The following is a 21,276-nucleotide window of genomic DNA, read 5'->3' as shown; positions in this document are numbered from 1 at the left end:
CGGATGACAGTAAAATAACTCTGGCGTGACAGCTAGATGACAGCGAGGTGAAGTGCAGATGGCGGTTTGATGTCGGCGGTAGGGAATTCTCCCCACCGCCGCAGAGAGATTACAGCGAGCGACGCAGGCGGGCGACGGCCTCTTGCATCTGTTGTTCGGTTGCCGTGGCAAACGACAGGCGGAAGGTTGAGCGATCCGGTTTGTCAGAGAAGAAGTATTCTCCCGGCACAAACACCACGCCCTGTTTCAGGGTGGTATTCAGCCACTCGGTGGCATCGAATTGCTGACGGAAACGCGCCCACAGGAACATGCCGCCTTTCGGCATATCAAAGCTGATCACATCACCCAGCTCTTTTTCCACCAGCCCGGCCAGGATCTCACCTTTGTGCTTGTAGGCCGCGCGGATCTTTTCGATCTGCGCCGGTAAACGATCCAGCCCCAGGTAACATTCGACGATGCTCTGCGACAGCGCGCTAGCATGCAGATCCGCCGCCTGCTTGATGATCGCCACTTTATGCAACAGGAACGGTGGCAAGATGGCCCAACCCAGGCGCAGGCCCGGAGCCAGGATCTTGGAGAAGGTGGAGGTGTAGATAATGTTTTCGGTATGGCCCAGCACCTGCTGCGAAACCTGATACAGCGTAGCATTACGCTCTTCGGTGAAGCGCAGCTCGCCGTACGGGTCATCCTCGATAATCAGGAAGTTATGCTCCACCGCCAATTTCACCAACTGCTCACGGCGTGCGGCGCTCAGGGTCAGGCCGCTTGGGTTGCCGAAGTTCGGCACCACGTACACCCCTTTGATCTTCTGGGTTTTCAGCAGTTCAGCCAGCTCATCCACCACCATGCCGTCGCTGTCAGAAGAAACGGACATGACGTTGGCTTCCGCCAGTTCCAGCGTTTGCAGCGCCGCCAGATAGGTCGGGCGCTCTACCACAAACACATCACCAGGGTTAATCACCGCACGCATCACCAGATCTAACGCCTGCTGGGAGCCTGCGGTCACCACGATATCTTCCGGCTTGGCATTAACGCCACGCTTTGCGCATAGGGTACAGATGCCTTCACGCAGCAGTTCGCTGCCTTCAGTCAGCCCATATTGGAACGCGCTTTTCGGTTGTTCGGTAATAGCCTGCTGGGTAGCAATGCTCAATCCTTCGAAGTCAAACAGTGCATCAGAGGGAATGCCACCCGCCAGCGAAATGACGTTTTCCATTTTGCTGTGCTTGAGCAATTCGCGGATTGCCGAGCTTTTGACCTTTACGATGCGCTGTGCGAGTAGTCCTTCTGTCTTCATTGCTTGTTCTCGTAATCGTTAAGAATAGGGGCGCCACTCAGTGCGCCCTATGTCAATTACCCATGGTTTAACCACCCAGGTATGCTGACCGCACTGCTTCGTTTGCTAATAATGCGGCCCCCGTATCTTCCAACACCACGCGGCCGTTTTCCAGCACATAACCACGATCCGCCAGTTTTAGCGCCTGGTTGGCGTTTTGTTCCACCAGGAAGATGGTCATCCCCTCTTCGCGCAGCTGCTGGATGATATCGAAAATCTGCTGGATGATGATGGGGGCCAGCCCGAGTGAAGGCTCGTCCAACAGCAGTAACTTTGGCTGGCTCATCAGCGCACGGCCAATCGCCAGCATCTGCTGCTCACCACCGGACATGGTGCCAGAGCGCTGGCTGCGGCGTTCCAGCAGGCGTGGAAACAGGGTAAACACCCGCTCAATGCGTTGGTGATACTGCTCGCGGTCGGCAAAAAAACCGCCCATCGCCAGGTTCTCTTCCACCGTCATGCGTGAGAACACCCGCCGCCCTTCCGGTACGATCGCCACGGCCTCGCGCATGATGCGCGCTGTCTGCCACTGGGTGATATCCTGATCCATCAAGGTGATGGACCCTTCACTGGCCCTTGGGTCGCCGCATAGCGTGCCGAGCAGGGTGGTTTTACCGGCACCGTTGGCGCCGATCAGGGTGACAATCTCCCCCTGTTGAATGTTCAGGCTGACCTGGTGCAGCGCCTGAATTTTGCCGTAATGGGCGGAAACCTGATTAAATGACAACATATGCTTATTCGCCCAGATAGGCCCGGATCACGTCCGGGTTATTGCGGATTTCTGCCGGTGAGCCTTGCGCCAACGGCGTTCCCTGATTCACCACGTAGATGCGATCGGAAATCCCCATCACCAGTTTCATATCGTGCTCAATCAACAGCACCGACACCTGGTGCTGGTCACGCAGCTCGACGATCAGATGATCCAGCTCATCGGTTTCTTTCGGGTTCAGGCCCGCCGCCGGTTCATCCAGCATCAATAGTTCCGGGCGCGTTACCATGCAACGGGCGATCTCCAGCCGACGCTGCTGGCCATAGGCCAGATTACCCGCCGAACGGTTAGCCATCTCCAACAGGCCCACACGCTCCAGCCACACTGCCGCACGCTCAAGCGCATCGGCTTCTGCACGGCGGAACGCCGGGGTTTTCAGCAAACCGGCAAACACGCCGCTTTTCAGATGCTGATGTTGGGCCACCAGCAGGTTTTCAATCACCGTCATTTCGCGGAACAGCCGCACGTGCTGGAAGGTGCGCACCACACCCATGCGGGCAATGGTCTGGCCGGAAAGCCCTTCCAGATGGCGATCGCGCAGTTTGATGGTGCCACTGGTCGGGCGATAGAACCCGGTCAGGCAGTTGAACACCGTGGTCTTGCCTGCGCCGTTCGGGCCAATCAACGAAACAATCTCACCTTGATTCAGTTCCAGCGCGACGTTGTTTACCGCCAGCAAACCACCAAAACGCATCGAAAGCCCGGCGACCGCCAGTAAAGGTTGAGTACTCATGCCTGCTCCCCCTTCACGGCTTTGATATCAGCCGCTTTCAGCTTCAACTGCGGGCGTTTCATCGGCAGCAGCCCCTGCGGCCGCCAAATCATCATCAAGACCATCAGCGCCCCCAGCAGCAACATACTGTATTCATTCAGATCGCGCATCATCTCACGGGATACTACCAGCAGGATCGCCGCCAGGATCACCGCAAACTGTGAGCCCATGCCGCCCAACACCACGATCGCCAGCACAAAGGCCGATTCCACAAAGGTGAAGGATTCCGGACTGACAAACCCCTGACGTGCGGCAAACAGCGTACCGGCAAAACCGGCAAAGGCGGCACTGATGGTGAAGGCGGTCAGTTTGATTTTGGTCGGGCTCAAGCCCAGTGAACGGCAGGCGATTTCATCTTCGCGCAATGCTTCCCAGGCACGGCCCAGCGGCATGCGCAGCAGGCGGTTAATCACAAACAGCGTCAATATCACCAGCAGCAGCGCTACCAGGTAGAGGAACACTATGCGGTCACTGGGATCGTATTTCAGGCCAAAGAAGTTATGGAAGGTATCCCAGCCGCCGTCGCGGGCACTGCGGTTAAACTCCAGACCAAAAAAGGTGGGTTTCGGGATCTGGCTGATGCCGTTTGGCCCGCCGGTAATCTCGGTGTTGTTCAGCAGCAGGATGCGGACGATTTCACCAAAGCCCAGCGTGACGATCGCCAGATAGTCTCCCCGCAGGCGTAATACCGGGAAACCAAGCAGGAAGCCAAAGATGGCGGTGACAATCCCCGCCAGCGGCAAGCTTTCCCAGAATCCCAGGCCGTAATAATGGTTCAGCAATGCGTAAGTATAGGCACCGATGGCGTAAAAGCCGCCGTATCCCAGCACCAACAGGCCGGAAAGGCCGACCACCACGTTCAGGCCCAGCCCCAGCATCACGTAGATCAGCGTCAGGGTGGCGATATCCACCGTGCCGCGCGACACCAGGAACGGCCAGACGACGGCGGCAATGATGATCGCCGCTGCCAGCACCTTCTGGCGCATGGTGGAGCCGTCAAAGCTGGGTAAGACGAACGCCGGGCCGGAGATTTTCTTCATCCCATGCTGCATCAGCGGACGCAGCAGTTGGAAGAAGAACACCACCACACAACCGATACCAATCCACATCCAGCGCACTTCGGCAGCACCGTGCACCACCAGCTTGGTACCGTCGAGGCTCAGTTGCATCCCCATCAGGAAGGAGGCCATGACAAACAGCACGACCGTGGCAATACAGGCGTTAAGCAGACCGAGTTTCATACTTTCTCAACCTCCGGACGCCCAAGGATGCCGGTTGGCATCACCAGCAACACCACAATCAGCAAGGCGAAGGACACCGCGTCTTTGTATTCGGTGCTCAGATAGGCGGAGGTGAGCGCTTCAGCTACGCCCAACACCAGCCCGCCAATCATCGCCCCAGGAATACTACCGATCCCACCCAGTACCGCCGCGGTGAAGGCTTTCATCCCGGCCATAAAGCCGATGTAAGGGTTGATCACGCCGTAGAACTGGCCGAGCAGCACGCCAGCCACCGCCGCCATCACTGCCCCGATCACGAAGGTGAGCGAAATCACCCGGTCGGTATTGATGCCCAGCAGGCTGGCCATCTTCAAATCTTCCGCACAGGCACGGCAAGCGCGGCCCATACGCGAATAACGGATAAACATCGTCAGCGCCAGCATCGCCAGGAAAGTGACGACCCAGATGATGAGCTGCATGGTGCTGATGGTCGCGGCAAAGCCGTTGCTCTCACCCAGCACCCATTGGCCGGTGACCAGGCTTGGCAGCGCCACATCACGCGACCCCTGCGTCAGGCTGACGTAGTTTTGCAGGAATATCGACATCCCGATGGCGGAAATCAGCGCAATCAGGCGCTTGGAGTTGCGCACCGGTTTGTAGGCCACCCGCTCGATGCTCCAGCCATAGGCGCTGGCAATTACGATCGACACCAGGAACGCTGCGCCGATCAGCAGCCAACCCACGTCGATGCCGATCATCATCAGGGCGGCGATCACGATAAAGGAGACATAGCTGCCGATCATATAGACCTCGCCGTGGGCGAAGTTGATCATGCCGATAATGCCGTAGACCATGGTGTAACCGATGGCGATCAATGCATAGGTGCTGCCCAGCGTCACGCCGTTGAACATCTGCTGCAGAAAATAGAGAAACTGCTCTGACATACTCTGACCTTCTAAGGTGTTGTACTGGCCGACAAAGAGCGGCCCAACGGCCTGCTGGCGTTGCAGGCGCCGGGAATTCCCGGTTTGTAGATTTTGCTGTCGAGGTGGCCTCCACGCCCAAAAAACGCAGAGGCCACCTTAAACGGGCTTATTTAATCGGCGTTGATGAGCCGTCGGCATGCCATTCAAACACCCCGAACTCGAAGCCTTTCAGATCGCCTTTGTCATCCCAGCTCAGAGGCCCCATCACGGTTGCCACCGGTTGGCCGGTTTTCAGATCTTTGACGATATCTGCCGGTTCCTGGCTCCCGCTGCGCTCCATCCCGGTGACCAGTGATTGCAGTGCAGCATAGGTGGTCCAGACAAATGGCCCTGTAGGATCCAGTTTCTTGGCTTTTAATGCATCGACCACCGGTTGGTTGGCTGGCACCTGATCGTAACGTTTTGGCAGCGTCACCAGCATGCCTTCAGACGCGGCACCGGCAATGTTGGACAGCGAGGAGTTACCCACACCTTCCGGCCCCATGAAGCGGGTAGTCAAGCCCGCCTGTTTGGCCTGACGCAGGATCTGGCCCATCTCCGGGTAGTAACCGCCGAAGTAGACGAAATCGACGTTTTCTTTCTTCAGACGAGCGACCAGGGTAGAGAAATCTTTATCGCCAGCGGTGATGCCTTCAAACATCACAACATCGGTCCCCTGCTTTTTCAGGCTGTCACGCACTGAACGCGCCAGGCCTTCACCGTATTGCTGCTTGTCGTGGACTACAGCGATGCGCTTGGGTTTAATCTCGTTGAGGATGTAGCTGGCGGCCGTTGGGCCCTGATCGGAATCCAGGCCAGTGGTGCGCAGGATCATCTTGTAACCACGGGTGGTCAGATCCGCGTTGGTCGCCGCCGGGGTGATCATGATCACGCCTTCATCTTCGTAGATGTCGGAGGCTGGCTGGGTCGAAGAAGAGCACAGGTGGCCGATCACGTAACGAATGCCGTCATTGATGACCTTGTTGGCTACCGCTACCGCCTGTTTCGGGTCACAGGCATCGTCATACTCTACCGCCACCAGCTTATCGCCCTTGATACCGCCTTTGGCGTTGATATCGGCAATCGCCTGACGTGCACCGGTGAACTCCATATCACCATACTGCGCTACCGGGCCGGACATGGCACCCACTACGGCAATCTTGATGTCTTTTGCCACAGCGACATGGCCGATAGCCATCGCGATACAACCGGCCAGCAGCGCTTTACCCTTTGTTAATTTCATCCGCATATTCCCCATCTGTCGTTGTGAGTGTTGCTGTTGTATTTGTCACACCTAATCATTGTTTCTACCCGGCAGATTGCAAGTAACAGCCAACTGACCGTGGCTGGCAAAACGCCGGTAAATCGCTTTTATCTATAAGTAATAATGATTTAGGTACTTTTGCGACAATATTTTCTAATAAGACTTTATTTTTCATGTTATTAAACAGGAGTTTTCTTCTGCAAAGCAACTCCCAATGTCAGAAACAAGCGGTGTAAACAGCATAAAATCCGGATTAAATCTGCGCCGTTTAGCGCAAGGAACAGCGCGATGTGCTGGTTAACACGCCATTAACTAACCGTTTACTCGGAAAATGCCAGCAGCAAAAAACATTTCGCGCAGACCTCGTATAGAAAAACTTACACAACGCACTGAGCAAGATCCATTACACTGTCGGCATCCCTTATCGGTGCGGAAATCCGGCATGAAACTGACCATTGAACGCTTGACCAGTTTGTCCCCTCAAGACCTTATCGACCTTGGTAAAATCTGGCCACATCAACAGCCTGAGCAGTGGCTAAGCTGGCTGGAGGAGGGTAAAGCACTGTTTGCCGCCCGCTTTAACGAGCGGCTGCTGGGGGCGGTAAAAATCGAGATAGCGGGCCAGAGAGCTCAATTGCACGACCTGCTGGTGCGCGAAGTGACACGCCGCCGTGGCGTGGGGCTATATCTGATGGAAGATGCCCAACGCCAATTGCCACAGGTGCAACATTGGCAACTGGATACTACCGGGTTGGCCGCACGTGAACGTGGCGAAGTCGGCAACTTTATGCGTGCCTGCGGATTCCAGGCTCAGGGCGATTGCTGGCAAAAATGAAACGTTGGCTAGCTCTGATCGTCATTATGCTGCTCGCCGTCATGGCCTGGTTTGTAGGGCGCTACCAGGCCATGAATCTTCATCAACCTTGGGATCAGCAGGCCTACGTTTGGCAAAGGGTGTGGACACCTAAGCATGCCGAGGCGCTGGCTGCCAGCCGTGACCTGTTTACTACCCTGCGCGTGTTGGGTCTGCAGGTGCATCCCCGTGAGGGTTTCCGGGACATCACGGTCAATACCGCCATGCTGAAACAAGATGGCCGCCCGCTATGGTTGGTAGTGCGGATAGACGGGCAATTGATGCAGTTGGATGAGGCCACCATCTATGCACGTCTGCAACAACAGCTGCAACGCTGGCAGGCGGCTGGTTTACCGGTGATTGGTGTGGAGATCGACCATGACGCCGCCACCGTACGGCTGCCCAAATATCAACAATTTCTGCACCAACTGCGCCAACGGCTGCCCTCTTCATTACAGCTAGGCATCACCGCCCTGCCCGCCTGGATCGGATCCCCAGCGCTGCCCGGCGTACTGCAACAGGTAGACAGCTCGGTGCTTCAGGTACATGCGGTGCTCTCCCCCACCCAAGGTTTATTCGACGGCCGGTTGGCGCAGGAGTGGACACGCCAGTACGCTCGCCTTAGCCCTAAACCCTTCCGTATTGCCTTGCCAGCCTACGGCATGGCTCTGCTAGGGTTCGATGCCCAGGGGGCCCTGGTTGAGAGCGAAGCCTCGCAGCGCGTGGCGGGCAAGGTCCAGGAACTGACCGTGGCACCGCAGCAGGTTGCCGATTTCTTGCAGCAGCTCGCACAACGCCCACTGCCACATCTGCGCGGCATTATCTGGTTCCGCCTGCCGCTGGAAAACGATCGCCGCGCCTGGTCGATGGCGACGCTACGGGCGGTGATCCAGCACCAGCCATTGCTCACCCACTGGCAGGTTAAATTTTTGCCGCAGCCACAGCAAAATGGGCTGTATGATTTGATGATTGAGAATCAGGGGCCGGTGGATGCTCCGTTACCGCGTGAGATCCACATTCAGGCCGAAGGTTGCCTGGCCGCCGACGCGGTAGGTCATTACCAGTTGGCAACGCCATCGGACCCCCAACGCTTTATCCGCATTAGCGGCGATCAGCTCCGAGCAGGGCAATCACGCCCCTTGGGCTGGCTACGCTGCCAACAGATCACGCCAGGAGGCACCCATGTCATACCTTGAATTGCACACTGCAGGGCACCGTCGCCGTGCGCTCCCGTTAGCATCACTGATCGCTGCAGCATTGATGGTGCCGCTGAGCGGCCAGGCCTGCGGGCCAGACTTCCCCAACCGCCTGCTGGTTAATCGCAACGGCACCCTGCTGTATATGCCTGAGGGTAACTTCGCTTTCGAAGCCACCCGTCTGGTACCGGTAGACCCACAGCTGCCACGCTGGCAGGCTCCGCCCATGGCCCCGGTGACACCGCCAAAACCGATGCCGCTTTCACCCGCACAGCAGGCCATTAGCCAGATGCGTGCTACCCACACCGTTGAAGAAGCCGACGCGGTGAATGCGCAAGGGCTATCTAATGCCGCGCGCTTATATACGCTGGGGGCGGTCGCCTTTGCCGCAAAAGATCCGCGGGCGTCGCAATATTTCCAGCAGGTGTTGGCGTTGCCAGCCGCCGAGCAGGAAGCATGGGGGTTACGGGCGCAATACTCGCTCGGCCGCCTGCAGATGGACGATCATGGCACGCCGGAAAGTGAATCCGGTAGCGAGCCGGTGGTGAAACATCCGGAGAAAGCGCAGCTTGAGCAGGCCTTGGCTGCCTTCCAACAGGTGATCGACCAGGTGAAAAGTGGCACCGCCGATCCCGATCAACTGGCACTGAGTAGCCTGGGCCAACAAGCACGTATTCATTTGTGGCTCGGGGAAATCGCTCCGGCAGCACAGCTATATGCTCAGCAGGCTGCCCAAGGCGATCCCGATGGCGGTCTCTCGCTGCAATATATCTCCTCCTATCTGATCAACCCGCAGCATGTAGAGGCGTTAAAACAGGCTATTCACGATCCGTTGGTGCAGCAATTGGTCACCATTGAGCTGTTCGCCCGCAGCAGTAATCTGGAGATGTCCGGTATCATTAACGGCGAGACCAGCGCCAAGCAGCTTGTCGATCAGACCCTGACGTTGCTCAATGACTCGGTTAAAAATGGTTTCACCGGTAGCGACCGGCTGGCGGCGCTGGCCTATCGTTCCGGGCAATATGCCATGGCGGCCAACCTGCTGAAAAATGCGGGAGATGGCGGTTTAGCCTGGTGGTTACGTGCCAAAATGGCCCTGCGTGAGGGTGATGTGAAAGCCGCAACCGCCGCCTATGCCAAAGCCGCAGCCGCATTCCCTACCGATGAAAGCTGGGGGGAGCAGCGTAACGAAGACTTCGCAGCCGAAATGATCGTGCCGGATTGCCGTGTTGCCGGCGAGCAGGCCATTCTGGCGCTGAACCGTGGCGACTATCTGCAAGCGATGGATCTGATGTACCGCGGCAAAGAAAACTACTGGGCAGACGTGGCGGATATCGCCGAGCGGGTGCTAACGGTCGATGAGCTGAAAGGCTTTGTGGATAAGCATGCGCCAGCCCCCACCACGCCACTCAAGCCGGTCAAACCCGATGAATACAATGGCGAACGGATCACCCAAGAGGTTCAACTGCGTGAATTGCTGGCACGGCGCATGATGCGCGTAGGTCGCTATGAGGAAGCGGTGAACTACTTTGCCATTCCAAACTACCGCCAAGCGGCGCAGGACTTTGCCAACCTGATGAAAGCGGCGAAGGATAAATCGGCAGATAAGAACGCACGCGCCAAAAGCTACTATCAGGCGGCGGCGCTGTTGCGCTCGCAGGGGTTGGATTTCACCGGCTATGAAATGACGCCGGATTACAATATTTATGGCGCGGGGTATTCCTATCTGGGGGATGCGTTCAACACCAAGGACATCAAAGACAAGAGTTGGATCAGCGCGGCAGAAGCGGCACGGGCCAAGAAATCGTTGCCAGATGCGGATAACCGTTTCCTGCATTACCGCTGGCAGGCGGTGGATCTGGCGCAAAAGGCCGCCGATCTGCTGCCACCGAAAAGCCAGGCCTACGCTGCCGTGCTGTGTAATGCCGCTGGTTGGGTGATAGCCCGCGACGCCAAGACCGGCCGTGCGCTGTATCAGCGTTATATCAAGAATGGCACCCAGTTTGAGTGGGGTACCAAATTTGGCTATGACTGCCCGGCACCGGAGTTTGATCCCACAGCCAACTAACTACAAAAACAGAAAAGCCCGGCGAGCCGGGCTTTTCGAACGTTAAGCGCTATCAGTATCAGGCTTCGATCGCCATCTTCAGTTTCTTCATGGCGTTCTTTTCCAGCTGGCGCACACGCTCGGCGGAAACGCCGTACTGATCGGCCAGCTCCTGCAGGGTGGACTTGTTGTCGTCGTCCAACCAGCGGGCGCGAATGATATGCTGGCTGCGCTCGTCCAGACCTTCCAGCGCGTAGGCCAGTTTGTCTGCGGCGTTGCTTTCCCAGTTATCTTCTTCGATCCCTTCGGCAAAGTCCGAGCTTTTATCCTGCAGATAGAGCATTGGGGCCATGGCATGACCGTCACGCCCTTCGTCTTCCGGCGTTGGGTCAAAGGTCATGTCCTGTGCCGCCATACGCGACTCCATCTCACGCACGTCTTTGCTGGTGACACCCAGCTCGCGCGCGACCAGCTCCACTTCGTCCTGATTGAACCAGCCCAGACGCTGCTTGGTTTTACGCAGGTTGAAGAACAGCTTGCGCTGCGCCTTGGTGGTCGCCACTTTGACGATACGCCAGTTGCGCAGCACGTATTCGTGAATTTCTGCCTTGATCCAATGCACCGCAAAGGACACCAGACGTACGCCAACCTCTGGGTTGAAGCGACGCACGGCCTTCATCAGGCCGATATTCCCTTCCTGGATAAGATCTGCCACCGGCAAACCGTACCCTGAATAGTTACGGGCAATATGAGCGACAAAGCGCAGGTGAGACAGGATGAGCTGCTTAGCTGCTTCCAGATCGCCCTGATAATGCAGCCGTTCAGCCAGTTCCCGCTCTTCCTCTGCCGTCAGCATCGGATAGGTGTTGGCTGCCCGCAGGTAGGCTTCCAAGCTGCCCTGTGGGACTAAGGCTAAAGTGCGCATTTCTTTGGTCATTCAAAACCCTCTCTTGATAAAACTGGTCATGCAGGTGATTTCACGGCGGGGAGCTATTGATCTTGCGGCAGTTGCTGTTGCAAAAGCGGGTCCACTCGCCGGGCACCTAAACATTTGCTGCAGATTTGGACCGTGCTCAACCCCAAAAGTTCACCATTTTTCACACACAGTGCACACGACAATACGTCATGCAAGCTCAGGTTGATTGGGAATTTGTGCGTTTGAGAAGAGATCGGAGATGTTGAGGTCTGGCAGCTCTTCTCCCGCAGCACGGCAACCGGGCCGCAGCAGGAGAAGAGTATACCAAAAATTCACTATTGTGGTGTAAATCGGCGTAAATGTTGCACGGTGGCCAACCAGGCGGCAATCCAGCCGATCATCGCCGAGATCAGCAGCAGCAACAGCGCCTCATCCCAACCCAGGCCATGCAGGGTAAAGGTGGTGCCAAACACCTTCGCCACGTTGGTCACTACCGACTCCAGCTTCCACACCAGCGCGCCAGACAGGGCCAGCGACAGCAGCGCGCCGAAGAAGCCGAGCATTGCACCACCGTTGAGGAATGGCCGCAGGATAAAGCCGTCGGTGGCACCGATCAGCTTCATCACGTTGATGGTATCGCGACGGCTGAAGATGCTCAGACGCACGCTGTTACCAATCACCAGGAACACCGCCACCACCATCAGTATGCCGATCATCAAGGCCACCTGGCCCACCAACCCGGTCAGCGCCGCCAGGCGGGCAAACCAGCTGTCGTCCATCCTGACTTCATCCACGCCCTGCACCGCCGCCACGCGATCGCGTAGGGTAGTGAGCGTATCGGAACTCTGGAAACTCATCTGCGGCGTGACAATCGCCACGGCTGGCAGCGGGTTTTCTTCCAGCATATCCAGCGCGCCACCAAAACCAGACCAGTTGCGGAACTCGCCCCGCGCCTCTTCACGTGACAGGTAGTTCACCTTCTCCACCCCGGCCTCGGCCTTGATGGCATCCAGCACTTTGACCGCCGCATCATCGTCGAGGGATTTATCCAGATACACCGTCAACTGTGGCGTTGGGTACCACTGTGTTGCAGCGGTACTGACGTTCTTCCAGACGATGTAGCAAACGCTCGGCAGCGTCAGGGAGATGGCGATGACCATCACGGTCAGCAGCGTTGCCAGCGGTTGGCGCAGCATATCGGCAATCGCGTTCATCCAGGCATAGCGCCACTGTTCACGCCAGCCACCGCGCAGTGCCTTGCTCTTGGCGGTTTTTGCATTATTCGCCATGCTGTGCCCCCCCTACCATACGGCCCTGGCTCAGCGTCAGGATGCGGTAATTGCGCCGGGCGATCAGCCCGGTGTCGTGGGTTGCCATCAGCACCGTCACCCCAACGCGGTTAAATTCTTCAAACAGGCGCAGGATCCCTTCCGACAGGGCGTCATCCAGGTTACCGGTCGGTTCATCCGCCAACAGCACCGCTGGCTTGTTCACCACCGCGCGGGCAATGCCAACGCGCTGCTGCTCACCACCGGAGAGCTGAATGGGGAAGTTCTTCGCTTTATCCAGCAGCCCGACCTTGTCCAGCGCAGCCGAAACGCGGCGACGGATATCTTCGGTACTGGCTCCAGCGATGACCAGCGGCATCGCCACGTTGTCATACACCGTACGATCCAGCAGCAGATGGTGATCCTGGAAAATCATGCCGATCTGGCGGCGCAGGAAAGGCACCTCGCGGTTTTTCAACCGGCTGATGTCATGCCCGCCAAACCAGATATGACCGGCGCTTGGCCGCTCAATCCCACAAATCAGTTTCAGCAGGGTACTTTTCCCCGCGCCGGAATGGCCGGTCAGAAACGCCATCTCCGCCGGACGCAGATGAAAATCTACCCCCTGCAGGGCTTGCCGTCCGCCCAGATAAGCTTTACTGACCTGTTCAAAGCGAATCATCCGTATCAATCCTCTCGGGCAAAAAGTGCCTCAATAAAGTCATCAGCCTTAAACGGCCGCAAATCTTCGATGCCTTCACCAACGCCGATGTAACGGATCGGGATAGTAAACTGATCGGCAATGGAGAAGATCACCCCGCCTTTGGCGGTACCGTCCAGTTTAGTCAGCGTTATGCCGGTTAGGCCCACGGCTTCATTAAATAATTTCGCCTGGTTAACCGCATTTTGTCCGGTGCTGGCATCCAGAGTCAGCATAACCTCATGGGGGGCCTGCTCGTCCAGTTTTTTCATCACCCGCACGATCTTCTTCAGCTCTTCCATCAGGTGCGCCTTGTTCTGCAGGCGACCAGCGGTGTCGGCAATCAGCACATCGATATTGCGGGCTTTGGCCGCCTGCACCGCGTCGAAGATCACCGAAGCGGAATCGGCACCGGTATGCTGAGCGATGACCGGAATGCGGTTACGTTCGCCCCAGACCTGCAACTGCTCAACCGCTGCGGCACGGAAAGTGTCGCCCGCGGCCAACATCACCGATTTACCTTCGGCCTGGAACTGACGCGCCAGCTTACCGATGGTGGTGGTTTTACCCACGCCGTTGACACCCACCATCAGGATCACGAATGGCGTTTTGCCACCGACATCCAGTGGCTGATCCACCTTGGCGAGAATTTCCGCCATCTCTTCTTTCAGTTTGCCATACAGCGATTCGGCATCTTTCAGTTGCTTACGGCTGGCGTGCAGAGTAAGAGACTCAATGATTTTACGAGTGGTTTCTACACCAACGTCGGCGATTAACAGTTGTTCTTCCAGCTCTTCGAACAAATCGTCGTCGATCTTCTTGCCACGGAACAGGCCGATAAAGCCGGAACCCAGATTCTGTTTGGTTTTCAGCAGGCTGCGTTTAAGACGGGCGAAGAAGCCTTCTTTGCTCGGGCGCTCTTGCTCTTGCGTTACCGCCGGAGCCAGCAGCTCAGGCTGTTCGGGTTCCGCTTCCAGCTCAGGCTCGATAACCTCTTCAATCACCTCTGGCTCAGGCTCGATAATTTCAGCAGGCACTTCGATAACCGCTTCAATCACCCCTGGTTCAGGTTCGATAATTTCAGCAGGCGCTTCGATTACCGCTTCAATCACCTCGGGTTCAGGTTCGATAATTTCAGCAGACGCTTCGATTACCGCTTCAATCACCTCTGGCTCAGGTTCAATAATCTCGGCTGGCGCTTCAATCAGCTCGGGTTCTTCTACTTGCGCCTCAGGCTGTTGCGCTACGGTGACTTCTTCGATCGCCACCGGCTCAGCATGGTGTTCGTCCAGCGGCAGGATATTTTCGGTGATAGGCTCGCCGCTCAGGCTGCTATCCCACTCCCCTGGGGTATCTTTGGTGGCGGCTGGAGCAGATCCCTGGGTAGGAAGCTTATCGTCCAGTTTGGGGGCAGCCGGGGTTTCTGCGGCCTGCTGTTCCGCCTGTTCTACGGCAGATTCAGGTTGTTGCTGCTCTTCTTCCTTCTGGCCGAAGCCCAGCCAGGAGAAAAACCCACGTTTTTTATCTTTTGCCATGTTCTGACCCTACTCCGTACCAATGGCTTGCAAATGCGAAAAATTAATTCGCCGAGTCTATCACTTTCCCTGGCACAGCAACACGCATCGGCAATGCTTTCATCGCGGTAGTTTTAACGCTCTCACCGCCTCCAGGCTGCAACTTATCCGCAATCCGGTATAGAATGGCGGTAACTTTTCGTTAACTTCGCAACTGATTAAGACTCTTTATGGCAAAACAACCACCGCGCGGCGCGCTCAAAAAACCGCAGACGGCCTCCGCTGGCCAGATCCGCATCATCGGCGGCCAATGGCGCGGGCGCAAACTGCCGGTGCCCAACAGTGAGGGGCTACGGCCAACCACCGACCGCGTACGCGAAACCTTGTTCAACTGGTTAGCCCCGGTGATCCGTGGGGCTCGCTGTCTGGACTGCTTCGCGGGTAGCGGTGCGTTGGGATTGGAAGCCTTATCGCGCTATGCCGAAAGCGCCACGCTGCTGGAATACGAGCGGCCAGTAGCCCAACAGCTGGGGAAAAACCTGGCGCTGTTGCAAGGCAATGGCAGCGTGGTGAATACCAACGCTTTGACCTGGTTGGCAGGTAACGGGCAACCTTTTGACGTGGTGTTTCTCGATCCCCCGTTCCGCAAAGGGTTGCTGGCCGATACCGTCACGCTGTTGGAACAACAGGGTTGGTTAGCGAACGAGGCCTGGATTTACGTCGAGGCCGAAGCCGAAAGCGCCGCCACCGATATTCCTGCGACCTGGACACTGCACCGCGAGAAGGTCGCCGGCCAGGTAGCCTATCGCCTTTACCTCCGCACCCTTGAAGAGAAAACCGAACATGCTGATTAACCTGGGCCGTCTGCTGATGCTGTGCGTGTGGGGCTTTCTGCTCACCAACCTGTTCCACCCGTACCCCAAACCACTGACCTACTTCATCAACGTAGCCTTGTTCTTTATGGTGGTTATGCACGGGCTACAGCTGGTGCTACTGAAATCCACCCAGCCGAAAGACCAGCCCATCAGCCGCTGGCTGGAAACCAAGATCTTTATTTTTGGCGTGTTTGAGCTGTTGGACTGGCAGAAAAAACAGCCGCCGCTGAAGAAAAAATAGCCTTTTAGCGGGCGCAGCATGAGGCGCCCCTACGATTTCTGTGCCGTGAAGGAGATAAAGCGGGTGCCCTGCAGGCTCAGCGTGCCCTGAGCGCCTTTATCTATCTGATTATATTGCTGCTGCGGCAACGGTATTTTGATCTCGCTGCCGCCCGTCAACGGACGGAAGTACACTTCGTAACGCATATCTTCCACCACGATATTTTCCCGCTGCCGCGAACGACGATTCGGCGAGGGGAACTCCCGCTTGGCGCTGACTTCCACCTGCAATGTACGCACCGGCTGACGGTCATTATCCGCATCCTGGCGGCGTTTGTTGAGGTATTGGCGGGTCGCCAGCACCGCGATCAGCGCGATCACGGCAACAAAGAACAACGGTGGCTTACTCATTGACGGTTTTCCTCTTTTATCCGGCGGATTTCATTCACGCCTAAAACCGCGTAAACATAGCATTCGGAAGAAAGCATTGTCGAACCCACGCGCGCTGCTTACACTGAGAAAGTGACAACCTGGAGTTGGTTATCCCGGCTCCCATAATAAATAAGGAATACATATGAGTTGGCCGTTCCTTGCCGTATTTTTTTCCGGTTGGTTGTTCGTTGATGCCTCCTATCGCGGCCCGCGCTGGCAACGCTGGGTATTTAAACCAGTCACCTTACTGCTGTTGCTGTTATTGGCCTGGCAGGCTCCGGTATTGGGCCCTGCGGGTTATCTGATCGTTTTGGGCCTGTTGGCTACGCTGGCGGGTGATGCCTTGTTACTGCTGCCGCGCGAGCGGGTGCTGTACGCCATCGGTGCTTTCTTCCTCTCACACCTGCTGTATACCCTGAGCTTTGCCAGCCAGATGACCTTCAGCCTGTTCTGGCCTTTGCCGCTGGTGCTGCTGGTGATTGGCGCACTGCTGCTGGCCATCATCTGGAGCCGGTTGGAAGAGATGCGCTGGCCGATCGCCACGCTGGTCGCTATGACGCTGCTGATGGTGTGGCTGGCGGGGGAACAATATTTCCTGCGCAGTACCGACTTTGGCTTCTCATTGCTGGCGGGTACCTCGCTGCTGCTGTTGGCGAATATCGTCTGGCTGCTGAACCGCTACCGCTTTACCTTCCGTGCGGCAGATGCCGTGGTCGCTTTCTGCTACTTCTCCGGGCATTTCCTCATCGTCCGCTCGCTATATCTGTAATGACAGGCTACGGATTCGGGCAACCGGATCCGTAGCCTCCCCCTCAATTAACAATAATTCTCATATCGCACTTGACTCTGGAGCCAGCTCCAAGGTGTAGAGTGCTTGTTGAGAGGATATTGGATTGCCTGAAGGGGGCGCTATGCAGACTCATAAACCACATAATCACCAAGAGCATCAGCATCAAGAACATAATCACGATCACGGCTGCGGCTGTAGTCATGACCACGCCAAAACCCAGCATGGCTGTAGCAATGAAAAAACCCCGGTGGGAGCAACCGCTGCCCATGACCATCACGCGGCCCACGATCACGGTGCCAGCTGCTGCAGTAGCGATGGCCCCGACGACCCGGATGAGGAAAGCGACAGGCTGGCTGCCGTTCCCCCTTCCGGCAGCCAGCGTTTCAGTTGGAAAGTCACCGGCATGGATTGCCCGAGCTGTGCCAAGAAAATCGAAAATGCCGTAACGTCGATCCCCGGCGTCGACAGCGCTCGCGTGCTGTTTGCCACGGAAAAACTGGTGGTGGATGCCCAATCCGACGTCAGCATGCGGATCCAGGACGCGGTAAAACAGGCTGGCTTTACCCTGTTGGGGACTAACCCGCCGGCAATAGGCGATGAACCCAAAACCTCCCGGTTTGGTGAGTACGGCCCTCTGCTGCTGCTCTCCGCACTGATGGTGCTCAGTTGGGTTCTCGACTTCTTCAACCCACGGCTGGGCGAAATTGCCTTTATTGCCACCACCTTGGTCGGCCTGGTGCCGATTGCCAGCAAAGCCTTGCGCCTGATCCGTTCAGGCACACCGTTTGCCATAGAAACCTTGATGAGCGTTGCCGCCATCGGTGCGCTGTTTATCGGTGCCACCGCCGAAGCGGCCATGGTGCTGCTGTTGTTTATGGTGGGAGAACTGCTGGAATCCTACGCGGCCAATCGTGCACGCCGTGGCGTGAAAGCGTTGATGGAACTGGTGCCGGAAGATGCTCTGCTTATCCAGGGCAGCGTACGTAAACGCGTGCCTGTAGTCAGCCTGCGCCCCGGTGACGTAATAGAGATCGCGCCCGGTGGCCGCTTGCCTGCCGATGCCGAGTTGCTAAACCCGTTCGCCAGCTTTGACGAAAGCGCTTTAACCGGTGAATCCGTGCCGGTAGAGCGCCAACAGGGTCAGAAAGTGGCCGCTGGCAGCCTGTCCGTCGATCAGGCCGCGCAGATGAAGGTCACTTCCGAGCCGGGTAAAAATGCCATCGACCGTATCCTGCAGCTGATTGAAGAGGCCGAAGAGCGCCGCGCACCGATTGAGCGCTTCCTCGATCGCTTCAGCCGTTACTACACTCCGGCGATCATGCTGCTGGCCGTGGCGGTGATCCTGGTGCCACCGCTGCTGTTTGCCGAGCCTTGGGAGATGTGGATCTACCGGGGTCTGACCTTGCTGCTGATCGGTTGTCCGTGTGCCTTGGTCATCTCCACGCCAGCGGCCATCACCTCTGGCCTTGCGGCGGCCACGCGCCGGGGCGCGCTGATTAAAGGTGGTGCTGCATTGGAACAGTTGGGCCAAGTGCAAACCATCGCGTTCGATAAAACCGGTACGCTGACCGAAGGCAAACCGACGGTAACCGATGTGCTGCCAGCAGTCGGGCTTGGCGAGCAGCAACTGCTGGCCATTGCAGCGGCTGTCGAGACGGGCTCACATCATCCACTGGCACAGGCGATCGTCAAGCGCGCAGCGGAGAACGGGACTGCATTGCCACTGGCCGAAGGCCGCCGGGCTCTGGCGGGTATCGGGGTTGAAGGGAAGGTTGACGGTAAAACTATCCTGATCAGCGCCCCGGGCAAGTTGACGGAAAGCCAGTTGAGCAGCGAATGGCGCAGCCAGGTAGAGACGCTGGAAACGGCGGGTAAAACCGCAGTGGTGGTGCTAGAGGACGGGCAGCCTATCGGTTTGCTGGCGTTGCGTGACACCTTGCGTAGCGACGCTAAACAGGCGATTGCCGAGTTGGCGCAGTTAGGCGTTCGTGGCGTGATGCTCACAGGTGATAACCCGCGCGCTGCGGCCGCCATTGCCAATGAATTGGGGATCGATTACCGCGCCGGGTTAATGCCGGAAGACAAAGTGAACGCGGTAACCGAGCTGAGCAAGTTGCAACCTACCGCCATGATCGGCGACGGTATCAACGATGCCCCGGCGATGAAGGCCGCCAGCATTGGCATTGCGATGGGGAGCGGTACCGACGTGGCATTGGAAACGGCGGATGCCGCGCTGACACACAACCGGTTGACCGGCGTTGCCGAGATGATCCGCATCTCCCGCGCTACCCACGCTAATATTCGCCAGAACATTACGATTGCGCTTGGGCTGAAAGCGATTTTCCTGGTCACCACCCTACTGGGGATGACTGGCCTGTGGCTGGCCGTATTGGCAGACTCTGGAGCAACCGCGCTGGTGACCGCCAACGCCTTACGGCTGCTGAAGAAACGTACATAGTAGAACATCTGTCAGGCCCGTTATGGAAATGGGCCTGACAGCCAAAGGATTATTCTGCCAGGCCCTTACGCAGCAGGTAACGATATGGGGCCTGCTCGGTTTCCTGGGCCACCAGCGTATGTTCCATAAAGCGGCAAAAACCCGGGATGTCGCGGGTGGTGGCCGGATCGTCGGCAATGATCAGCAAGGTTTTACCGTTATCCATATGGCGCACGGTTTTGCGCACCATCATGACCGGTTCCGGACAGCGCAGCCCCAGCGCGTCTAGCGTCTGGTCTGCCTGGGCAAAAATGTCAGTCATACATCTCTCTCGATCTAAAACGATCGGCGAACCCTCGCCGGATCTGATTACCCGCTAGTTTACGCCGGTAGTTTTTCTGCGCAAGATACGTTAACGTTTGCGTTAAATTTAACCATTGCATTGAATGCCCAAACGCGTACCATGTCGCCGCGCAGTTAACAATGGGTTCCCTCACCCCACACTCAAAAAGGCTACATTATGTATTCGTTTACCGATCGACAACGCTTAATCGCGTTGGTTTGGCTATCGCTATTTCACATCGCCATCATTACTTCCAGCAACTACCTGGTGCAGTTGCCGATCAGCATTTTCGGCTTTCACACCACCTGGGGTGCCTTCACTTTTCCGTTTATCTTCCTGGCCACTGACCTGACCGTGCGGATCTTCGGTGCTCCGCTGGCACGCAGGATTATCCTTGCCGTGATGGTCCCGGCGCTGTTTATCTCCTATGTGATCTCCACCGTCACTTTCCAGGGTGAATGGCAGGGCTTTGCCGCCTTGACCAGCTTCAACCTGTTTGTAGCGCGTATCGCCGCCGCCAGCTTTATGGCCTACGTACTGGGCCAGATCCTGGACGTGCAGGTGTTCAACCGCCTACGTCAACGCAGTGCCTGGTGGGTTGCCCCCGCCGCGGCCATGTTCCTTGGCAATATCAGCGATACCCTGGCCTTCTTCTTTATCGCCTTCTACAAAAGCAGCGATCCCTTTATGGCCGCCAACTGGGTGGAAATCGCGCTGGTAGATTACAGCTTCAAGGTGCTGATCTGTCTGGTATTCTTCCTGCCGATGTACGGGGTGCTGCTCAATATGCTGCTCAAACGTCTGGCAGAACGCCAACCCGCCAACCGGTTGCAACTGAGTTAACCCGCCTTCTGGTTTATACTGGGCAGCCTGATTTAACGGAGGCTGCCCATGCGCTTAACCACTCGCCAAGCTACACTTGAAGAGATCTTCTCTCTTTACCTCTGCATTCCAGAATTTGGCAGTCTGCACAGCCTGAAAGATTTGCAGCAACGTATCGGGGATAACCCTTCTCACGGCTTGATTGCCGAAATTGATGGCCAGGCAGCCGGTTTTAAACTCGGCTATCAAACCGCGCCGGGGGAGTTCTACAGCTGGCTGGGCGCAGTTTTACCTGATTTTCGCCGCCAGGGTATCGCCCAAACCATGCTGGCGGAGCAAGAGCGTTGGGCGCGTTCGCAAGGCTATCAGCAACTGTGGGTAAAAACCCGCAACCAGTTCCGCGCCATGCTAATAATGCTCATTAGTCACGAATATCAGATTTTCACTCTAGAAAAGAAAGGCGAAGTAGACGAGTATCGTCTATTACTTAAAAAAAACCTGTGACATCTAGCCATACGGTCAACCAACTCTATCTGCA

General features: G+C 56.9%; 21 protein-coding genes. 9 read left to right on the top strand and 12 right to left on the bottom strand.

The genetic code is table 11. The features are described from left to right. Positions 1 to 109 precede the first annotated feature (109 nt). The 6 genes from KGP26_RS01585 to KGP26_RS01560 form a co-directional block, all read right to left on the bottom strand. On the bottom strand, positions 110 to 1,297 hold the full coding sequence (locus tag KGP26_RS01585) for a PLP-dependent aminotransferase family protein (RefSeq protein WP_223498719.1): 1,188 nt from the start codon (positions 1,295 to 1,297) through the stop codon (positions 110 to 112). 67 nt (positions 1,298 to 1,364) lie between these two features. Next, positions 1,365 to 2,066 carry a high-affinity branched-chain amino acid ABC transporter ATP-binding protein LivF gene (gene livF / locus KGP26_RS01580; protein WP_021807790.1) on the bottom strand — a complete coding sequence of 234 codons (702 nt, stop codon included), beginning with the start codon at positions 2,064 to 2,066 and terminating at the stop codon, positions 1,365 to 1,367. A 4-nt stretch (positions 2,067 to 2,070) separates the two neighbouring features. Next, a complete protein-coding gene (gene livG, locus KGP26_RS01575) occupies positions 2,071 to 2,838 on the bottom strand; it encodes a high-affinity branched-chain amino acid ABC transporter ATP-binding protein LivG (protein WP_166733863.1) in 768 nt (255 codons plus the stop codon). Then, on the bottom strand, positions 2,835 to 4,118 hold the full coding sequence (locus KGP26_RS01570) for a high-affinity branched-chain amino acid ABC transporter permease LivM (protein ID WP_021807789.1): 1,284 nt from the start codon (positions 4,116 to 4,118) through the stop codon (positions 2,835 to 2,837). The genes livG and KGP26_RS01570 overlap by 4 nt, the downstream gene beginning before the upstream one ends. After that, complete coding sequence (livH, locus tag KGP26_RS01565; protein ID WP_021181499.1) at positions 4,115 to 5,041, bottom strand: high-affinity branched-chain amino acid ABC transporter permease LivH; 927 nt, start codon at positions 5,039 to 5,041, stop codon at positions 4,115 to 4,117. Before livH ends, KGP26_RS01570 begins: the two co-directional genes overlap by 4 nt. 148 nt (positions 5,042 to 5,189) lie before the next feature. Beyond that, a complete protein-coding gene (locus KGP26_RS01560) occupies positions 5,190 to 6,305 on the bottom strand; it encodes a branched-chain amino acid ABC transporter substrate-binding protein (protein ID WP_037376583.1) in 1,116 nt (371 codons plus the stop codon). 463 nt (positions 6,306 to 6,768) lie between these two features. Between KGP26_RS01560 and panM the strand changes: the two genes are divergently transcribed. The 3 genes from panM to KGP26_RS01545 are packed head-to-tail and all read left to right on the top strand — an operon-like array spanning position 6,769 to position 10,443. Beyond that, a complete protein-coding gene (gene panM / locus KGP26_RS01555; RefSeq protein WP_059199090.1) occupies positions 6,769 to 7,161 on the top strand; it encodes an aspartate 1-decarboxylase autocleavage activator PanM in 393 nt (130 codons plus the stop codon). Then, positions 7,158 to 8,375 carry a DUF3142 domain-containing protein gene (locus KGP26_RS01550; protein WP_115160209.1) on the top strand — a complete coding sequence of 406 codons (1,218 nt, stop codon included), beginning with the start codon at positions 7,158 to 7,160 and terminating at the stop codon, positions 8,373 to 8,375. The genes panM and KGP26_RS01550 overlap by 4 nt, the downstream gene beginning before the upstream one ends. Next, entirely contained in the window at positions 8,362 to 10,443 is a 2,082-nt protein-coding gene (locus KGP26_RS01545) for a hypothetical protein (RefSeq protein WP_223664937.1), read from the top strand. Before KGP26_RS01550 ends, KGP26_RS01545 begins: the two co-directional genes overlap by 14 nt. Before the next feature lie 58 nt (positions 10,444 to 10,501). Here the strand turns inward: KGP26_RS01545 and rpoH are convergent, their stop codons facing one another. The 4 genes from rpoH to ftsY form a co-directional block, all read right to left on the bottom strand. Beyond that, positions 10,502 to 11,359, bottom strand: a complete 858-nt coding sequence (gene rpoH, locus KGP26_RS01540) for an RNA polymerase sigma factor RpoH (RefSeq protein ID WP_021181503.1) — start codon at positions 11,357 to 11,359, stop codon at positions 10,502 to 10,504. Positions 11,360 to 11,673: 314 nt separating this feature from the next. After that, positions 11,674 to 12,627 carry a permease-like cell division protein FtsX gene (gene ftsX / locus KGP26_RS01535; protein ID WP_021181504.1) on the bottom strand — a complete coding sequence of 318 codons (954 nt, stop codon included), beginning with the start codon at positions 12,625 to 12,627 and terminating at the stop codon, positions 11,674 to 11,676. Continuing rightward, positions 12,617 to 13,288 carry a cell division ATP-binding protein FtsE gene (gene ftsE, locus KGP26_RS01530; RefSeq protein ID WP_021181505.1) on the bottom strand — a complete coding sequence of 224 codons (672 nt, stop codon included), beginning with the start codon at positions 13,286 to 13,288 and terminating at the stop codon, positions 12,617 to 12,619. The genes ftsX and ftsE overlap by 11 nt, the downstream gene beginning before the upstream one ends. Positions 13,289 to 13,293: 5 nt before the next feature. Continuing rightward, positions 13,294 to 14,841, bottom strand: coding sequence for a signal recognition particle-docking protein FtsY (ftsY, locus tag KGP26_RS01525; protein WP_223664936.1), 1,548 nt, complete (start codon positions 14,839 to 14,841; stop codon positions 13,294 to 13,296). Between the two features lie 209 nt (positions 14,842 to 15,050). On the opposite strand from ftsY, the gene rsmD reads away from it, so the two are divergent. Continuing rightward, complete coding sequence (gene rsmD, locus KGP26_RS01520) at positions 15,051 to 15,674, top strand: 16S rRNA (guanine(966)-N(2))-methyltransferase (protein ID WP_223664935.1); 624 nt, start codon at positions 15,051 to 15,053, stop codon at positions 15,672 to 15,674. Next, positions 15,664 to 15,936 (top strand): DUF1145 family protein, encoded by a 273-nt coding sequence (locus KGP26_RS01515; protein WP_021181508.1) that lies wholly within the window; start codon positions 15,664 to 15,666, stop codon positions 15,934 to 15,936. The genes rsmD and KGP26_RS01515 overlap by 11 nt, the downstream gene beginning before the upstream one ends. A gap of 29 nt (positions 15,937 to 15,965) precedes the next feature. Here the strand turns inward: KGP26_RS01515 and KGP26_RS01510 are convergent, their stop codons facing one another. Further along, the gene (locus KGP26_RS01510) at positions 15,966 to 16,325 is read right to left on the bottom strand and encodes a DUF2500 domain-containing protein (RefSeq protein WP_021181509.1); all 360 of its coding nucleotides are present in this window, start codon (positions 16,323 to 16,325) and stop codon (positions 15,966 to 15,968) included. 163 nt (positions 16,326 to 16,488) lie between these two features. On the opposite strand from KGP26_RS01510, the gene KGP26_RS01505 reads away from it, so the two are divergent. Continuing rightward, positions 16,489 to 17,115, top strand: a complete 627-nt coding sequence (locus KGP26_RS01505) for a lysoplasmalogenase (RefSeq protein WP_021181510.1) — start codon at positions 16,489 to 16,491, stop codon at positions 17,113 to 17,115. 142 nt (positions 17,116 to 17,257) lie between these two features. Beyond that, entirely contained in the window at positions 17,258 to 19,594 is a 2,337-nt protein-coding gene (locus tag KGP26_RS01500; RefSeq protein WP_223664934.1) for a zinc/cadmium/mercury/lead-transporting ATPase, read from the top strand. Positions 19,595 to 19,643: 49 nt separating this feature from the next. On the opposite strand, the gene tusA is transcribed toward KGP26_RS01500, so the two are convergent. Beyond that, positions 19,644 to 19,895, bottom strand: a complete 252-nt coding sequence (tusA, locus tag KGP26_RS01495) for a sulfurtransferase TusA (RefSeq protein ID WP_021181512.1) — start codon at positions 19,893 to 19,895, stop codon at positions 19,644 to 19,646. A 198-nt stretch (positions 19,896 to 20,093) separates the two neighbouring features. On the opposite strand from tusA, the gene KGP26_RS01490 reads away from it, so the two are divergent. Together KGP26_RS01490 and KGP26_RS01485 are read left to right on the top strand one after the other, a co-directional pair. Beyond that, on the top strand, positions 20,094 to 20,759 hold the full coding sequence (locus tag KGP26_RS01490) for a 7-cyano-7-deazaguanine/7-aminomethyl-7-deazaguanine transporter (protein WP_021181513.1): 666 nt from the start codon (positions 20,094 to 20,096) through the stop codon (positions 20,757 to 20,759). Positions 20,760 to 20,807: 48 nt separating this feature from the next. Beyond that, positions 20,808 to 21,242: a GNAT family N-acetyltransferase gene (locus KGP26_RS01485; protein ID WP_209555259.1), complete on the top strand. Its 435-nt coding sequence runs from the start codon at positions 20,808 to 20,810 to the stop codon at positions 21,240 to 21,242. The last annotated feature ends 34 nt before the right edge of the window (positions 21,243 to 21,276 follow it).

This window comes from Serratia sp. JSRIV002 (genome assembly GCF_019968725.1).
Lineage (GTDB): Bacteria > Pseudomonadota > Gammaproteobacteria > Enterobacterales > Enterobacteriaceae > Chania > Chania fonticola_B.
Note: the sequence above shows the minus strand (reverse complement) of the source record. Positions and strands in the feature narration are given on the sequence as shown.

Excerpts from the sequence above, each read along its gene's own strand:
- KGP26_RS01550 (WP_115160209.1), top strand. The coding sequence starts at position 7,158 with ATGAAACGTTGGCTAGCTCTGATCGTCATTATGCTGCTCGCCGTCATG.
- tusA (WP_021181512.1), bottom strand. The coding sequence starts at position 19,895 with ATGACTGACATTTTTGCCCAGGCAGACCAGACGCTAGACGCGCTGGGG.
- KGP26_RS01515 (WP_021181508.1), top strand. The coding sequence starts at position 15,664 with ATGCTGATTAACCTGGGCCGTCTGCTGATGCTGTGCGTGTGGGGCTTT.
- rsmD (WP_223664935.1), top strand. The coding sequence starts at position 15,051 with ATGGCAAAACAACCACCGCGCGGCGCGCTCAAAAAACCGCAGACGGCC.
- ftsY (WP_223664936.1), bottom strand. The coding sequence starts at position 14,841 with ATGGCAAAAGATAAAAAACGTGGGTTTTTCTCCTGGCTGGGCTTCGGC.
- KGP26_RS01570 (WP_021807789.1), bottom strand. The coding sequence starts at position 4,118 with ATGAAACTCGGTCTGCTTAACGCCTGTATTGCCACGGTCGTGCTGTTT.
- KGP26_RS01505 (WP_021181510.1), top strand. The coding sequence starts at position 16,489 with ATGAGTTGGCCGTTCCTTGCCGTATTTTTTTCCGGTTGGTTGTTCGTT.
- KGP26_RS01485 (WP_209555259.1), top strand. The coding sequence starts at position 20,808 with ATGCGCTTAACCACTCGCCAAGCTACACTTGAAGAGATCTTCTCTCTT.
- KGP26_RS01490 (WP_021181513.1), top strand. The coding sequence starts at position 20,094 with ATGTATTCGTTTACCGATCGACAACGCTTAATCGCGTTGGTTTGGCTA.
- livH (WP_021181499.1), bottom strand. The coding sequence starts at position 5,041 with ATGTCAGAGCAGTTTCTCTATTTTCTGCAGCAGATGTTCAACGGCGTG.
- livG (WP_166733863.1), bottom strand. The coding sequence starts at position 2,838 with ATGAGTACTCAACCTTTACTGGCGGTCGCCGGGCTTTCGATGCGTTTT.
- KGP26_RS01585 (WP_223498719.1), bottom strand. The coding sequence starts at position 1,297 with ATGAAGACAGAAGGACTACTCGCACAGCGCATCGTAAAGGTCAAAAGC.
- livF (WP_021807790.1), bottom strand. The coding sequence starts at position 2,066 with ATGTTGTCATTTAATCAGGTTTCCGCCCATTACGGCAAAATTCAGGCG.
- panM (WP_059199090.1), top strand. The coding sequence starts at position 6,769 with ATGAAACTGACCATTGAACGCTTGACCAGTTTGTCCCCTCAAGACCTT.
- rpoH (WP_021181503.1), bottom strand. The coding sequence starts at position 11,359 with ATGACCAAAGAAATGCGCACTTTAGCCTTAGTCCCACAGGGCAGCTTG.
- KGP26_RS01560 (WP_037376583.1), bottom strand. The coding sequence starts at position 6,305 with ATGAAATTAACAAAGGGTAAAGCGCTGCTGGCCGGTTGTATCGCGATG.
- KGP26_RS01510 (WP_021181509.1), bottom strand. The coding sequence starts at position 16,325 with ATGAGTAAGCCACCGTTGTTCTTTGTTGCCGTGATCGCGCTGATCGCG.
- ftsE (WP_021181505.1), bottom strand. The coding sequence starts at position 13,288 with ATGATTCGCTTTGAACAGGTCAGTAAAGCTTATCTGGGCGGACGGCAA.
- KGP26_RS01500 (WP_223664934.1), top strand. The coding sequence starts at position 17,258 with ATGCAGACTCATAAACCACATAATCACCAAGAGCATCAGCATCAAGAA.
- KGP26_RS01545 (WP_223664937.1), top strand. The coding sequence starts at position 8,362 with ATGTCATACCTTGAATTGCACACTGCAGGGCACCGTCGCCGTGCGCTC.
- ftsX (WP_021181504.1), bottom strand. The coding sequence starts at position 12,627 with ATGGCGAATAATGCAAAAACCGCCAAGAGCAAGGCACTGCGCGGTGGC.